The sequence below is a fragment of the Streptomyces sp. NPDC087859 genome (assembly GCF_044742595.1).
GTDB classification, from domain to species: Bacteria; Actinomycetota; Actinomycetes; order Streptomycetales; family Streptomycetaceae; genus Streptomyces; species Streptomyces canus_F.
In genome coordinates this window covers 215,889-228,748 of sequence record NZ_JBIUUU010000015.1, presented here as the reverse complement: position 1 = coordinate 228,748, position 12,860 = coordinate 215,889, and the positions used below count along the sequence as shown (strand labels likewise).

Annotated in this window: 10 protein-coding genes and 1 pseudogene; 3 read left to right on the top strand and 8 right to left on the bottom strand. The window is 69.0% G+C overall.

The window, feature by feature from the left end:
• The first annotated feature begins 273 nt into the window (after nucleotides 1–273).
• Both gabT and ACIOHP_RS34240 read left to right on the top strand, forming a co-directional pair.
• Complete coding sequence (gene gabT, locus ACIOHP_RS34245) at nucleotides 274–1,608, top strand: 4-aminobutyrate--2-oxoglutarate transaminase (RefSeq protein ID WP_401893518.1); 1,335 nt, start codon at nucleotides 274–276, stop codon at nucleotides 1,606–1,608.
• A 221-nt stretch (nucleotides 1,609–1,829) separates the two neighbouring features.
• Nucleotides 1,830–2,669, top strand: a complete 840-nt coding sequence (locus ACIOHP_RS34240; RefSeq protein ID WP_401893575.1) for a phosphatase PAP2 family protein — start codon at nucleotides 1,830–1,832, stop codon at nucleotides 2,667–2,669.
• On the opposite strand, the gene ACIOHP_RS34235 is transcribed toward ACIOHP_RS34240, so the two are convergent.
• The 3 genes and pseudogenes from ACIOHP_RS34235 to dnaA form a co-directional block, all read right to left on the bottom strand.
• Complete coding sequence (locus ACIOHP_RS34235) at nucleotides 2,608–4,401, bottom strand: chitinase (protein ID WP_401893516.1); 1,794 nt, start codon at nucleotides 4,399–4,401, stop codon at nucleotides 2,608–2,610. The genes ACIOHP_RS34240 and ACIOHP_RS34235 overlap by 62 nt on opposite strands.
• Before the next feature lie 89 nt (nucleotides 4,402–4,490).
• Nucleotides 4,491–4,943, bottom strand: a complete 453-nt coding sequence (locus ACIOHP_RS34230) for a hypothetical protein (RefSeq protein WP_361490282.1) — start codon at nucleotides 4,941–4,943, stop codon at nucleotides 4,491–4,493.
• A gap of 107 nt (nucleotides 4,944–5,050) precedes the next feature.
• A pseudogene (dnaA, locus tag ACIOHP_RS34225) lies at nucleotides 5,051–6,289 on the bottom strand (chromosomal replication initiator protein DnaA); the annotation flags it as partial.
• 717 nt (nucleotides 6,290–7,006) lie between these two features.
• Here dnaA and ACIOHP_RS34220 point away from each other — a divergent pair.
• Nucleotides 7,007–7,231: a hypothetical protein gene (locus ACIOHP_RS34220; protein WP_266887408.1), complete on the top strand. Its 225-nt coding sequence runs from the start codon at nucleotides 7,007–7,009 to the stop codon at nucleotides 7,229–7,231.
• Here ACIOHP_RS34220 and ACIOHP_RS34215 read toward each other — a convergent pair whose 3' ends face one another.
• From ACIOHP_RS34215 to ACIOHP_RS34195, 5 genes are read right to left on the bottom strand one after another with little or no spacing between them, the layout of a single operon-like run.
• Nucleotides 7,232–8,659 carry an NAD(P)/FAD-dependent oxidoreductase gene (locus tag ACIOHP_RS34215; RefSeq protein ID WP_401893515.1) on the bottom strand — a complete coding sequence of 476 codons (1,428 nt, stop codon included), beginning with the start codon at nucleotides 8,657–8,659 and terminating at the stop codon, nucleotides 7,232–7,234.
• Between the two features lie 29 nt (nucleotides 8,660–8,688).
• Complete coding sequence (locus ACIOHP_RS34210; RefSeq protein WP_361490294.1) at nucleotides 8,689–9,489, bottom strand: ABC transporter permease; 801 nt, start codon at nucleotides 9,487–9,489, stop codon at nucleotides 8,689–8,691.
• Nucleotides 9,490–10,419 carry an ABC transporter permease gene (locus tag ACIOHP_RS34205; RefSeq protein WP_361545878.1) on the bottom strand — a complete coding sequence of 310 codons (930 nt, stop codon included), beginning with the start codon at nucleotides 10,417–10,419 and terminating at the stop codon, nucleotides 9,490–9,492.
• Complete coding sequence (locus tag ACIOHP_RS34200; protein WP_361545875.1) at nucleotides 10,419–11,582, bottom strand: ABC transporter ATP-binding protein; 1,164 nt, start codon at nucleotides 11,580–11,582, stop codon at nucleotides 10,419–10,421. Before ACIOHP_RS34200 ends, ACIOHP_RS34205 begins: the two co-directional genes overlap by 1 nt.
• Nucleotides 11,579–12,826 (bottom strand): spermidine/putrescine ABC transporter substrate-binding protein, encoded by a 1,248-nt coding sequence (locus ACIOHP_RS34195; protein WP_361545872.1) that lies wholly within the window; start codon nucleotides 12,824–12,826, stop codon nucleotides 11,579–11,581. Before ACIOHP_RS34195 ends, ACIOHP_RS34200 begins: the two co-directional genes overlap by 4 nt.
• Nucleotides 12,827–12,860: the final 34 nt, after the last annotated feature.

Genomic DNA, 12,860 nt, shown 5'->3' with positions numbered 1-12,860 from the left:
TCCGTCCACCATCAGCCGTCAATCTAACGCCCCCGCAAGGGGAGTTCACCGCTTACGCGGCCGACTTCCACGGAGCGGACGATCACCGTCCGCATCGTCCGCGGTGCCGCCGGTACCGAGCCGATCCGCGTCGCTATGTCCACGACGGACAAACCCGCACCCCCGACAACGCCCACATGGAGCATGCCCACCCCCCTTCCTCCGCCCTAGCCTGCGAGAAAAGAAGAGAAGCGTCCGCAAAGACCCCGTTCGCAACACCCCCAGGAGCCCCTCATGAGCGCACTTCCGCAGGAGCGCCGGATCGTCACCGCCATCCCCGGCCCGAAGTCGCAGGAGCTGCAGGCCCGCCGCGTCGCCGCGGTCGCGCAGGGCGTGGGCTCGGTGCTGCCCGTGTTCACCGCGCGGGCGGGCGGCGGCATCATCGAGGACGTCGACGGCAACCGCCTGATCGACTTCGGTTCCGGCATCGCCGTGACGAGCGTCGGCGCCTCCGCCGAGGCCGTCGTACGCCGGGCCTCCGCCCAGCTCGCCGACTTCACCCACACCTGTTTCATGGTCACGCCGTACGAGGGCTACGTCGAGGTCGCCGAGGCCCTCGCCGAGCTCACGCCGGGTGACCACGCCAAGAAGTCCGCGCTGTTCAACAGCGGTGCCGAGGCCGTCGAGAACGCCGTCAAGATCGCCCGCGCCTACACCAAGCGCCAGGCCGTCGTCGTCTTCGACCACGGCTACCACGGCCGTACGAACCTCACGATGGCGCTGACCGCGAAGAACATGCCGTACAAGCACGGCTTCGGCCCCTTCGCGCCCGAGGTCTACCGCGTCCCGGTCGCCTACGGCTACCGCTGGCCGACCGGTCCGGAGAACGCCGGCCCCGAGGCCGCCGCGCAGGCCATCGACCAGATCACCAAGCAGGTCGGCCCGGACAACGTCGCCGCGATCATCATCGAGCCGGTACTCGGCGAGGGCGGCTTCATCGAGCCGGCCAAGGGCTTCCTGCCGGCGCTCAGCAAGTTCGCGAAGGACAACGGCATCGTCTTCGTCGCGGACGAGATCCAGTCCGGCTTCTGCCGTACCGGCCAGTGGTTCGCGTGCGAGGACGAGGGCATCGTCCCGGACCTGATCACCACCGCCAAGGGCATCGCGGGCGGTCTGCCGCTCGCCGCCGTCACCGGCCGCGCCGAGATCATGGACGCCGCGCACGCCGGTGGCCTGGGCGGTACCTACGGCGGCAATCCGGTGGCGTGTGCCGGTGCGCTCGGCTCGATCGAGACGATGAAGGAGCTCGACCTCAACGCCCGGGCGAAGAGCATCGAGGCCACCATGAAGGCCCGCCTCACCGCGATGGCCGAGAAGTTCGACATCATCGGCGACGTCCGCGGCCGTGGCGCGATGATCGCCATCGAGCTCGTCAAGGACCGCGCCACCAAGGAGCCCAACGCGGAGGCGACCGCCGCCCTCGCCAAGGCCTGCCACCAGGAGGGCCTGCTGGTCCTGACCTGTGGCACCTACGGCAATGTGCTGCGTTTCCTGCCGCCGCTGGTCATCGGCGAGGACCTCCTCAACGAGGGCCTCGACATCATCGAGCAGGCCTTCGCGCGCGTCTGACGCCCCAGGAGGAACGCGGGGCGCGCCCCGGCCCAGGTCACACCCGTCGCACCCGCCCCAGCCCCGGATCCACAGCGGATTCCGGCTCTGGGGCGGCCGCCGTCGGAGCGTGTGAAGAACGTGTGCGGGGTCTCTGTCAGGAAGCGATTCCGACTGTCGTAGCCCCATCGGCTGTCGTAGGTTCTACCCAGATGAGAGATACACCCCGCCCACAGGGGACTGTGGGCGACATCAGGCCGGGGCCTCCCCAGCTTCGACCTGGTCGTGCCCTCGCGCACACAACCGGAGCCTCCGGCTCCGGATCTCCTCACCGATCGGACGGTCGCCCGCCCCAAACCCCCCGGGGCGCGCGACGATCCGGTCCGGACGGCCACCCCGGAACCACCCCCCCTGTTCCGGGGTGGCCGACCTCCTTCTCCACCTTCCTTCTTCTCGGCCTTCCGGCCGTCCTCTTCGCGCTGATCACCTGGCAGATCGTCGAGGACGGCCCTTTGGTGCGCCTGGACGAACGCGTCAGCCGCGCCCTGGTCCACCCCGACCGCGCCTCGGAACTCCTCGCCGACCTCGGCAATGTCCAGGTCGCGGTCCCGGTCCTGGCCCTGGCGCTCGGATACGCGGTCTGGCGGGCCCGACGCGCCGGCACAGACCGCTGGTGGCAGCCGTCCGCCGGCGCCGCACTGCTGATGGCCCTGGTCCCCGCCCTCATCATCCCGATCAAGGAACTGACCGACCGCCCGGGCACCCCGGCCGTCCCACCGGCCACCGGCTACTACCCGTCCGGCCACACGGCCACAGCGGCCGTCGCCTACGGCGCCACGACCCTGCTCCTCCTCCCCTGGCTGCGCGCCGGACGGCTCCGCCGCACGATCGTGTTCTCGTACGGCGTCCTCGTCCTCGGCGTCTCCTACGGCCTGGTCCGCCGCGGCTACCACTGGCCACTGGACGTCGTGGCCAGCTGGTGCCTCTCCACGGTCCTGCTCACCGGTTACGTCCTGACCGTCAGCCGAAGTAGCCGTCGAACGTCCGCTGGAACTCCCAGCTCCCGTACCGGTCCCAGTTGATCGACCAGGTCATCAGGCCGCGCAGAGCGGGCCAGGTGCCATGGGTGGTGTACGAGCCGCAGTTGGTCTTCTTTGTGAGGCAGTCGAGGGTCTTGGTGACCTCGGCGGGCGGCACGTGTCCGTTGCCCGCGTTCGTGGACGCCGGCATGCCGATCGCCACCTGGTCGGGGCGCAGGGGCGGGAAGACGTTGTTCGCGTCGCCCGCGACCGGGAAGCCGGTGAGCAGCATGTCGGTCATGGCGATGTGGAAGTCGGCGCCGCCCATGGAGTGGTACTGGTTGTCGAGGCCCATGATCGGGCCCGAGTTGTAGTCCTGGACGTGCAGCAGGGTCAGGTCGTCGCGCAGCGCGTGGATCACCGGGAGATACGCGCCCGCTCTCGGGTCCTGGCCGCCCCACTTGCCGGTGCCGTAGTACTGGTGGCCGAGCTGGACGAAGAAGGTCTCGGGGGCCATCGTCAGCACGAACCGGGAGCCGTACTTCGCCTTCAGCGTCTTCAGGGCCGAGATCAGGTTGACGATGACCGGTGTTCTCGGGTTCTTGAAATCGGTGTCGTCGGCGTTCAGGGAGAGCGAGTGGCCCTCGAAGTCGATGTCCAGGCCGTCGAGTCCGTACTCGTCGATGATCTTCGACACGGAGGTGACGAAGGCATCCCGGGCCGCCGTGGTCGTCAGCTGGACCTGGCCGTTCTGGCCGCCGATGGAGATCAGCACCTTCTTGCCGGCCGCCTGCTTGGCTCTGATCGCCGCCTTGAACTCGGCGTCGCTCTCGACGTTCGGGCACTCGGTGACCGGGCAGCGGTCGAAGCGGATGTCGCCGGAGGTGACCGAGGTCGGCTCGCCGAAGGCCAGGTCGATGACGTCCCAGCTGTCGGGGACGTCGGCCAGGCGCGTGTAGCCGGAGCCGTTGGCGAAACTGGCGTGGAGGTAGCCGACCAGGGCATGGGCGGGGAGGTCGGTCGAGCCGCCGGAGCCGGCGGTGGTGGTCGCCGTGACGGGGGCCGACTTCGCGGACTCGCCGGCGTCGTTGAGCGCGGTGACCTGGAAGCTGTACGCGGTCGACGGGGAGAGCCCGGTGATCGTGGCCGATGTTCCGCTCACCGTCCGGACCCTTGCTCCGTCGCGATGGACGGCGTAGCTCGTGGCGCCCGTGACCGCCGGCCAGGACAGGGTCACGCTGGAGGGGGTGACGGTGGCGACGGTCAGGCCGGTGGGCGCGGCCGGGGGCAGGCCCGCGTCGACGCCGGGTCCTGAGAGGGAGATGTCGTCGGCGTGGTACGCGCCGGTGCCGTACCAACCGTGGGTGTAGATCGTGACCTTGGTGGTGGACGGTCCGGTGCGGAAGGTCGTGGTGAGCTGCTGCCAGTTCGGGGCGGACTGGGTCCAGGCGGTGACGTCGGTGGTGCCGGTGCCGCTCGCCCCGAGGTGGACGTAGGAGCCCCGGACGTATCCGGAGAGGGTGTAGGCGGAGTCGGGCCTCACGGTCACCGTCTGGGCGCACCGGGCGTTGTCGCTGCCCGCCGGGGTCGCCTGGAGTGCGGAGACACCACTGCGCACGGGGCTGTTCACCGTCGTACCGGCCGAACAGGTCCAGGAGTCGAGGCCTGCCTCGAAACCGCCGTTGCGTGCGAGGTCCGCGTCGGCCGCACGGGCGGCCGACGAGAGCGCGGTGATGCCGCCCGCTGCCAGCAGTGTGGCCGTGAGCGCGGCGACGAGAGGTCTGGAGCGATCCACAAGTGCCTCCGGAACTGGGGGAATTGGAGGGGTGGAGCGCGCCCAATTTGGTCCAGACCAATTCAGTTGTCAAGACCTCCCGCGGTCGGCTACCCGTCTCCCTCCGTGGCCAGACCCGCCGCCGCCTCGTGCATCGCCAGTTCGAGGAGTGCCGGGTCGGTGAGGGTGCCGGAACCGTCCGGGGGGACCAGCCAGCGGACGCCGCCTGTGGAGCGTCCCGGGTACGGCACCACGATCCAGGTGCCGACGCCGGCCGTGCGGATGCCCGTGCCGACCCAGCGTGCGGCGGTACCGGGCGGCACGAGGAAGCCCATCCGGGCGTCGCCGAAGTCGACCAGCACCGGGCCCGGCTGGTCGATGATGCGCGTGAGGACGTCGAGCGTGGGATAACCGAGCTCACCCGGCAGGATGAGCACGTCCCAGGCCTTGCCGGCGGGCAGCAGCGCGACCCCGAGGGGATTGCGCTCCCACTCCCAGCGGCAGGCGTCGGGATCCGGTGCCACCGATGCCAGCCACTCGACCGCCGTCTTCGCCCCAGTCATGAGAAGACCTCCCTGTTCCTCCGTGGACGCGGAACGCGTCCACGGAGGAGAGGCAGGTCCGGGGCGTGCATTACGCGGGTTTCACCACCCCGTTGGAGTGAACCGGATCACAGGGGGGCGGGAAGGGCGGGCCGGACCACGCTCAGGCCGCCGGCGTCCCTGATACGCGCGGTGAGTTCCGTGATCTGGTTGTAGACGGAGCGGCGCTGGGCCATCAGGTTGCGGAGCTTGTGATCCGCGTGCTCGACCGTCCCCGGGTCCCGCCCGCCGAAGACGGTGGCGATCCCCGGTGTCGACACGTCGGTGAGCTCACGACACAGGTACATGGCGATCTGGCGGGCGGTCACGATGGCGCGGCCGCGGTTCCTTCCGCGCAGGTCGTCGGAGGTGACGCCGAAGTAGTGGGCGGTCTCGTCGATGATCAGGTGCACGACGTCCTCCTCCCGCGTCGGCACACGGTCCGGGACCAGGTCCTTGAGGACCTTCTCCGCCAACGGCACGTCCATCGGCTGCCGGTTCAGCGACGCGAAGGCGCTCACGCGGATCAACGCGCCCTCGAGCTCACGGACGTTGCGCTGGATCTGCGAGGCGATGTACTCCAGGACCTCCGGCGCGGCGACGAGCCCGTCCCGTTGCGCCTTGTGTCGCAGCAGCGCGATCCGGGCCTCCTGGTCGGGGGGCTGGACATGGGTGATCAGCCCGGACTCCAGCCGGTTGCGCAGCCGGTCCCCGAGCTCGGTGAGCTGCTTGGGCGGACGGTCCGAGGACAGCACGATCTGCTTGTTCGCGGCGTGCAGCGCGTCGAAGGTGTGGAGGAACTCCTCGCGCAAGGGCTGCCGGTCAGCGAGGAACTGGATGTCGTCGAGCAGCAGGACGTCCACGCCCCGGTAGCGACGGCGGAACCGGTCTAAGCCGCGGTCGCGGCCGGCCCGGGCGAACTCGGCGCCGAACTCCTCCGCGGTCACGTAACACACGCGCTTGTCCGGGTGCAGACGGCGCGTGCGCTCCCCTATCGCGTGCAGCAGATGTGTCTTGCCGATGGCCGAAGTGCCGTAGACGAACAGCGGGTTGTACAGCTTGGCGGGGGCCTCCGCCACGGCGGTGGCGGCCGAGTGCGCGAAGCGGTTGCCCTCGCCCGCGACGAAGGCGTCGAGACGGTACCGGGGGTCGAGCCCGTGTCCGGTGGCGGGGCCGTCGTCCTGCGCCGGAGCACCGGAACCGGGGGCGGGCGGACCGTCGTCGGCCTCGGCGCTCTCCTCCTCCCACAGCTCCTCGGCCACGACCAGCTGCCGCTCCAGTTCCTCGCAGCGCCGCTCGGCCTGCGCCCGCCGGGCGTGCGCGTCCTGGAGCTGCTCGCCGAGCGCCTCCACCTCCCGCAGCAGGTTCTGCCGCTCCCTGAGCAGCGCCGTCACCTGATCCTCGTACAGCTGAAGGGACTTGTCCTTCTCGGCGATCCGGTCGTCCTGGCGGCCGTGCAGCTGACGGAGCTGCAACTCCAGGTCGGCGGCGCGGTGTTGCGCGTTCGCCAACGCCCTCTCCAGGGCTCGCACCAGGTTGGTGGACTCCATGGACCGGCGGTCGGCGTCGGCGAGCTGGTCCTCGAGGAGCTGGACCCTGCCGTACGCGGAGCCGCTCTCGGCGAGGGCTTCGCGATGCAGCCGGCGCAGCAGCTCCATGGCTTCGGGGGTGGGCGGCTGGCCCTGCTGCTCGGTCACGTCGCTGATCAGGTCGTTGACGAACTCCCAGGGCGGTACGCGGCTGCCGTTGAGGAACCGGGACACCGAACCGGCGTCCCGGTGCCGCCGGGTGGCGTATCTGCGGACGCTGAGGCCCAGTCCGCCGAACAGGCCGCGCAACGCCTCCGCGAGCGCTCGCCCCTCGTCCGGCAGATCGCCTCCCAAGGGCACGAGACTGCCCATGCCGATCCCCCTGATCTCCCTCGTACCGAGCGTTGCGACAACTGGCAACTGTGACGCGTGGCGCAACACTTCGCGTCCGGCGCAGCCTGTTGTCCCTCCCCCACGGGAGCAGCTTGGCATGAGATCGGATCAGAGAGGGCAGCAATGCACACCCCACGACGACGAACCGACCTGGTGGTCTTCCTCGCGGTCCTGGTGACCGGAGTCGTCCTTGTCCTGTCCGGGATCGAGCCGGAGGCGGTGTCCACCGTGGCGATCGGGCTGTCCACGCTGTACGCCGCGTGGCAGCGTCAGGACGCGTCGCCGGGACGGCGGGAGCCGGAGCCGCCGGCCCCGCCGGAGAGCGAGCGGGGCCGGGCCTCCGAGTGATCAGCTGTCGAAGCCGAGTCCCAGCCTGTCCATCGTCCTCAACCACAGATTGCGCCGCCCGTCGTGCGAGTCCGCCCGCGCCAGCGACCACTTGGTCAGCGCGATGCCGGTCCACGCGAACGGCTCGGGCGGGAACGGCAGCGGCTTCTTGCGGACCATCTCCAGCGAGGTCCGCTCCGTGGTCTCGCCGTCCAGCAGGTCCAGCATCACGTCCGCGCCGAACCGGGTCGCGCCGACGCCGAGTCCCGTGTAGCCGGCCGCGTAGGCCACGTTCCCGCGGTGCGCGGTGCCGAAGAACGCCGAGAAGCGCGAGCAGGTGTCGATCGCGCCGCCCCACGCGTGGGTGAAGCGGACGCCTTCGAGCTGCGGGAAGCAGGTGAAGAAGTGCTCGGCGAGCTTGGCGTACGTCTCCGGGCGGTCGTCGTACTCGGCGCGCACCCGGCCACCGTAGTGGTGGACCGCGTCGTAGCCGCCCCACAGGATGCGGTTGTCGGCGCTCAGCCGGAAGTAGTGGAACTGGTTGGCGCTGTCGCCGAGGCCCTGTCGGTTCTTCCAGCCGATCGCCGCGAGCTGCTCGCCGCTCAGCGGTTCGGTCATCAGCGCGTAGTCGTAGACCGGGACGGTGTACGACCGGACCCGCCTGACCAGGTTCGGGAAGATGTTGGTGCCGAGCGCGACCTTGCGGGCACGGACCGAGCCGTAGGGGGTGCGTACGGCCATCCCGGCGCCGTACGGCTTCAGCGTCAGGGCGGGGGTGTGCTCGTGGACGCGCACGCCGAGTTGCACACACGCCCGCTTCAGGCCCCAGGCGAGCTTCGCCGGGTTGAGCATGGCGACGCCCCGGCGGTCGTACAGGCCCGCCTTGAAAGTCGGTGAGTCGACTTGTTCCCGTACCGCCTCGGCGTCGAGGAACTCGACGCCCTCGGCGAGACCGGCGCGCTCCATCTCCTCGTACCAGTCACGCAGTTCCCGCGCCTGGTACGTCTCGGTCGCGACGTCGATCTCGCCCGTGCGCTCGAAGTCGCAGTCGAGGGAGTAGCGGGCGACCGCCTTCTCGATCTCGTCGAGATTGCGGGCGCCCAGCTCCTCCAGCCGGTGGATCTCGTCCGGCCAGCGGGTCAGCCCGTTGCCCAGACCGTGCGTGAGGGAGGCGGCGCAGAAGCCGCCGTTGCGGCCCGAGGCGGCCCAGCCCGCCTCACGGCCCTCCAGCAGGACCACGTCCCGCTGCGGGTCGCGCTCCTTGGCGAGGAGCGCGGTCCACAGTCCGCTGTAGCCACCGCCGACGACCAGCAGGTCGCAGGTCTCGGCGCCGGTGAGGGCGGGCTCGGGGTGCGGCTTGCCGGGGTCGTCCAGCCAGTACGGGACCGGCTGGGCGTCGGAAAGGGATTTCATCCGTTCACTGCCACGACTCATGGCGCTTGGGGCCATGATTTCAACTCCCTACAAGGGTTTTTCGGTTATGCCTTTTGCTTGTTACGGCGATTACTGATGACCATAGAGGTCAGGACGAGCAGTACGGCGACCAGGAACATGGCCGTACCGATCACATTGATCTGAACGGGTGTGCCGCGCTGTGCCGAACCCCAGACGAACATGGGGAAGGTGACGGTCGAACCCGCGTTGAAATTGGTGATGATGAAATCGTCGAAGGAAAGCGCGAAGGCGAGCAGCGCGCCCGCCGCGATTCCGGGGGCGGCGATCGGCAGGGTGACCCTGATGAAGGTCTGGAACGGGCCGGCGTAGAGGTCCTGGGCGGCCTGCTCCAGCCTCGGGTCCATCGACATCACCCGCGCCTTGACGGCGGTGACGACGAAGCTGAGGCAGAACATGATGTGGGCGATGAGGATCGTCCAGAAGCCCAGTTGAGCGCCCATGTTGAGGAACAGGGTGAGCAGCGAGGCGGCCATGACGACCTCGGGCATCGCCATCGGCAGGAAGATCAGCGAGTTCACGGCGCCGCGGGCGCGGAAGCGGTAGCGGACCAGCGCGAAGGCGATCATCGTGCCGAGGACGGTGGCGCCGACCGTCGCCCAGAACGCGATCTGGAGACTGAGCGACAGCGAGCCGCACATGCCGGCGACACCGCACGGGTCCTTCCAGGCGTCCAGGGAGAACTGCTGCCATTCGTAGTTGAAGCGCCCCTTCGGATTGTTGAAGGAGAACACCGTCACGACGACGTTCGGCAGCAGGAGATATCCGAGCGTCAGCAGTCCCGCGATGACGACGAATTTGCGCTTGAGCCAGTTGACGAAGGCCATTTAAACCAGATCCTCCGTTCCGGACCTGCGGATGTAGACCGTGACCATGACGAGGATGGCGGCCATCAGGATGAAGGAGAGTGCCGCGGCCGTCGGATAGTCCAGAATTCGCAGGAACTGGGACTGGATGACGTTTCCGACCATGCGGGTGTCCGTCGAGCCGAGCAGGTCCGCGTTGACGTAGTCACCGGCGGCCGGGATGAAGGTCAGCAGCGTGCCGGAGACCACACCCGGCATCGACAGCGGGAAGGTGACCTTCCGGAAGGTCGTGACCGGCTTGGCGTACAGGTCGCCCGCGGCCTCGTGGAGGCGGGTGTCGATGCGCTCCAGTGAGGTGTAGAGCGGCAGGATCATGAACGGCAGGAAGTTGTACGTCAGACCGCACACCACCGCCAGCGGCGTGGCCAGCACACGGTCGCCGGAGGTCCAGCCGAGCCAGCTGGTGACGTCCAGGACGTGCAGGGTGTTGAGGGCCCCGACGACCGGGCCGCCGTCCGCGAGGATCGTCTTCCAGGCGAGGGTGCGGATCAGGAAGCTGGTGAAGAACGGCGCGATCACCAGGATCATGATCAGGTTCCGCCAGCGGCCCGCGCGGAACGCGATCAGGTAGGCCAGCGGGTAGCCGAGGATCAGGCACAGGATCGTCGCCGAGCCCGCGTACAGGATCGAGCGCAGGTACTGCGGCCAGTACTCGGCCAACGCGTCCCAGTAGGTCGCGAAGTGCCAGGTGACCTTGTAGCCCTCCTCCAGGGAGCCCGTCTGCACGGACGTGGAGGCCTGGTAGACCATCGGCAGGGCGAAGAAGACCAGCAGCCACAGGATGCCGGGGAGCAGCAGCCAGTACGGCACGAGCCGGCCGCGTCTGCGCGGGGGCTTCTTCTCGGGCGCGGTCGGGGAGAGAGGCGGCGGCGCCTCGGTGAGGGTCGCCATCAGACCGCAGCCTCTTCCTGGATGCCCGCGTCGATGTCCTGAGCCGCGTCGAGGCCGAAGGTGTGCGCCGGGTTCCAGTGCAGGACCACGTCGGCGCCGGGCACGAGCCGGACGTCGCGGTCGATGTTCTGGGCGTAGACCTCGAACTCGGGGCAGACGGGGCTGTCGATGACGTACTGCGTGGAGACGCCGATGAAGGACGTGGCCGCGATCTTGCCGGTGATGCGGTTGCGGCCCTCGGGGATCTCGCCGGCGTCGTCGGCGTGGGTGAGGGAGATCTTCTCCGGGCGGACGCCGACCAGGACCTTGCCGCCGGTCTGCGTCGGGGCGGAACATCGCGCCTCGGGGAGCACCAGCTTGCCGCCCCCGGCCTTGAGGACGATGTCGTCACCGCTCTTGGAGTCGACCTCGGCCTCGATCAGGTTGGACGTGCCGAGGAAGTTGGCGACGAAGGTGGTGTTCGGGTTCTCGTAGAGGTCGGCGGGCGAGCCGAGCTGCTCGACGCGGCCCGCGTTCATCACGGCGACCGTGTCGGCCATGGTCATGGCCTCCTCCTGGTCGTGCGTGACATGGATGAAGGTGATGCCGACCTCGGTCTGGATGCGCTTGAGCTCCAGCTGCATCTGGCGGCGCAGCTTGAGGTCGAGGGCGCCGAGGGGCTCGTCGAGGAGGAGCACCTTGGGAGTGTTGATCAGCGCCCGGGCCACGGCGACCCGCTGCTGCTGGCCGCCGGAGAGCTGGTGCGGCTTCTTGCGGGCCTGCTCGCCGAGCTGGACGAGCTCCAGCATGTCCTCGACCTGCTTCTTCACCGACTTGATGCCACGCCGGCGCAGGCCGAAGGCGACGTTCTCGAAGATGTCGAGGTGCGGAAAGAGGGCGTAGGACTGGAAGACGGTGTTCACCGGCCGCTTGTAGGGCGGCAGGTTGGTGACGTCCTGCTCGCCGAGCGAGACGGTGCCCGTGGTGGGCTCCTCCAGCCCCGCGATCATCCGCAGGGTGGTGGTCTTTCCGCAGCCGGAGGCGCCGAGCAGGGCGAAGAAGGAGCCCTGCGGCACGGTCAGGTCCAGCGGCTGTACGGCGGTGAAGCCGTTGTCGTACGTCTTGCTGATGCCCGAAAGGCGGACGTCGCCGGTGTTGTCAGTCTTGTTCGTCACGATGGTCACGCCCCAGTCAGCTTCGCGAACTTCTCTTCGAACTCGGTCTCTTCCTTCGAGCTCAGCGAGCGGAAGGCGTGGGACTTCGCGGCCATGGCCTTGTCCGGGATGATCAGCGGGTTGTTCGCCGCATCCGGGTCGAGCTTCTCCAGCTCGGCCTTCACCCCGTCGACGGGCGTCACGTAGTTGATGTACGCGGCGAGCTCGGCGGCCGGCTTCGGCTCGTAGTAGTAGTCGATGAGCCGTTCGGCGTTCGTCTTGTGACGGGCCTTGTTGGGGATCAGGAAGTTGTCGGTCGACGTGATGTACCCGCTGTCCGGGATCAGGAAGTCGATGTCCGGGCTGTCCGCCTTCAGCTGCACGACGTCACCGGCCCAGGCGATACAGGCGGCGAAGTCGCCGCTGCTCAGGTCGGAGGTGTAGTCGTTGCCGGTGAAGCGGCGGATCTGGCCCTTGTCGACGGCCTTCTGGATGCGGGCGACGGCCGCGTCGTAGTCGTCGGCGGTGAAGTTCGCCGGGTCCTTGCCCATGTCGAGCAGGGTCATGCCGATGCTGTCGCGCATCTCCGACAGGAAGCCGACCTTGCCCTTGAGCTTGGGGTTGTCGAGCAGGTCGGAGAGGGACTTCACCTCGACGCCGTCGAGGGCCTTCTTGTTGTACGCGATGACGGTCGAGATGCCCTGCCACACGTACGAGTAGGCACGGCCGGGGTCCCAGTCGGGGTTGCGGAACTGCGCCGACAGGTTGGTGTACGCATGGGGCAGGTTCGACGGGTCCAGTTTCTGGACCCACCCGAGGCGGATCAGCCGGGCCGCGAGCCAGTCGGTGAGGACGATGATGTCGCGGCCGGTGTCCTGGCCGGCGGCGAGCTGCGGTTTGATCTTGCCGAAGAACTCGACGTTGTCGTTGATGTCCTCCGTGTACTTGACCGTGATGCCGGTCCGCTTCTTGAACTGGTCGAGCGTGGGGTGGTGCTTCTCGCTCTCGTCCACGTCGATGTACTCGGTCCAGTTGGAGAAGTTGACGACCTTCTCCTTCGCCGAGTGGTCCTCCGCGGAGACTCCGCCCTTGGTGTCGCCCGCCGCGGGGATACCGCAGCCGGTCAGGGCCCCGAGGCCGCCGACCGCGAGCGCGCCGCCCGCGGAGGCGCGCAACAGGGACCGCCGGGTCATGGCGGCCCGGCCGCCCTGGAAGCTGCGCCGCATGGCGGCCACTTGGGCCGGGCTCAGGCGGTCGGGCTCGTACTGCTCCATGCGCGTGGTGCCCTTTCGGGAGGATCGGCCGCGG

Bases quoted from the DNA above. Each gene is read 5' to 3' on its own strand.
- ACIOHP_RS34230 (WP_361490282.1), bottom strand. From the start codon at position 4,943: ATGACTGGGGCGAAGACGGCGGTCGAGTGGCTGGCATCGGTGGCACCG.
- ACIOHP_RS34220 (WP_266887408.1), top strand. From the start codon at position 7,007: ATGCACACCCCACGACGACGAACCGACCTGGTGGTCTTCCTCGCGGTC.
- ACIOHP_RS34215 (WP_401893515.1), bottom strand. From the start codon at position 8,659: ATGGCCCCAAGCGCCATGAGTCGTGGCAGTGAACGGATGAAATCCCTT.
- ACIOHP_RS34210 (WP_361490294.1), bottom strand. From the start codon at position 9,489: ATGGCCTTCGTCAACTGGCTCAAGCGCAAATTCGTCGTCATCGCGGGA.
- ACIOHP_RS34205 (WP_361545878.1), bottom strand. From the start codon at position 10,419: ATGGCGACCCTCACCGAGGCGCCGCCGCCTCTCTCCCCGACCGCGCCC.
- gabT (WP_401893518.1), top strand. From the start codon at position 274: ATGAGCGCACTTCCGCAGGAGCGCCGGATCGTCACCGCCATCCCCGGC.
- ACIOHP_RS34195 (WP_361545872.1), bottom strand. From the start codon at position 12,826: ATGGAGCAGTACGAGCCCGACCGCCTGAGCCCGGCCCAAGTGGCCGCC.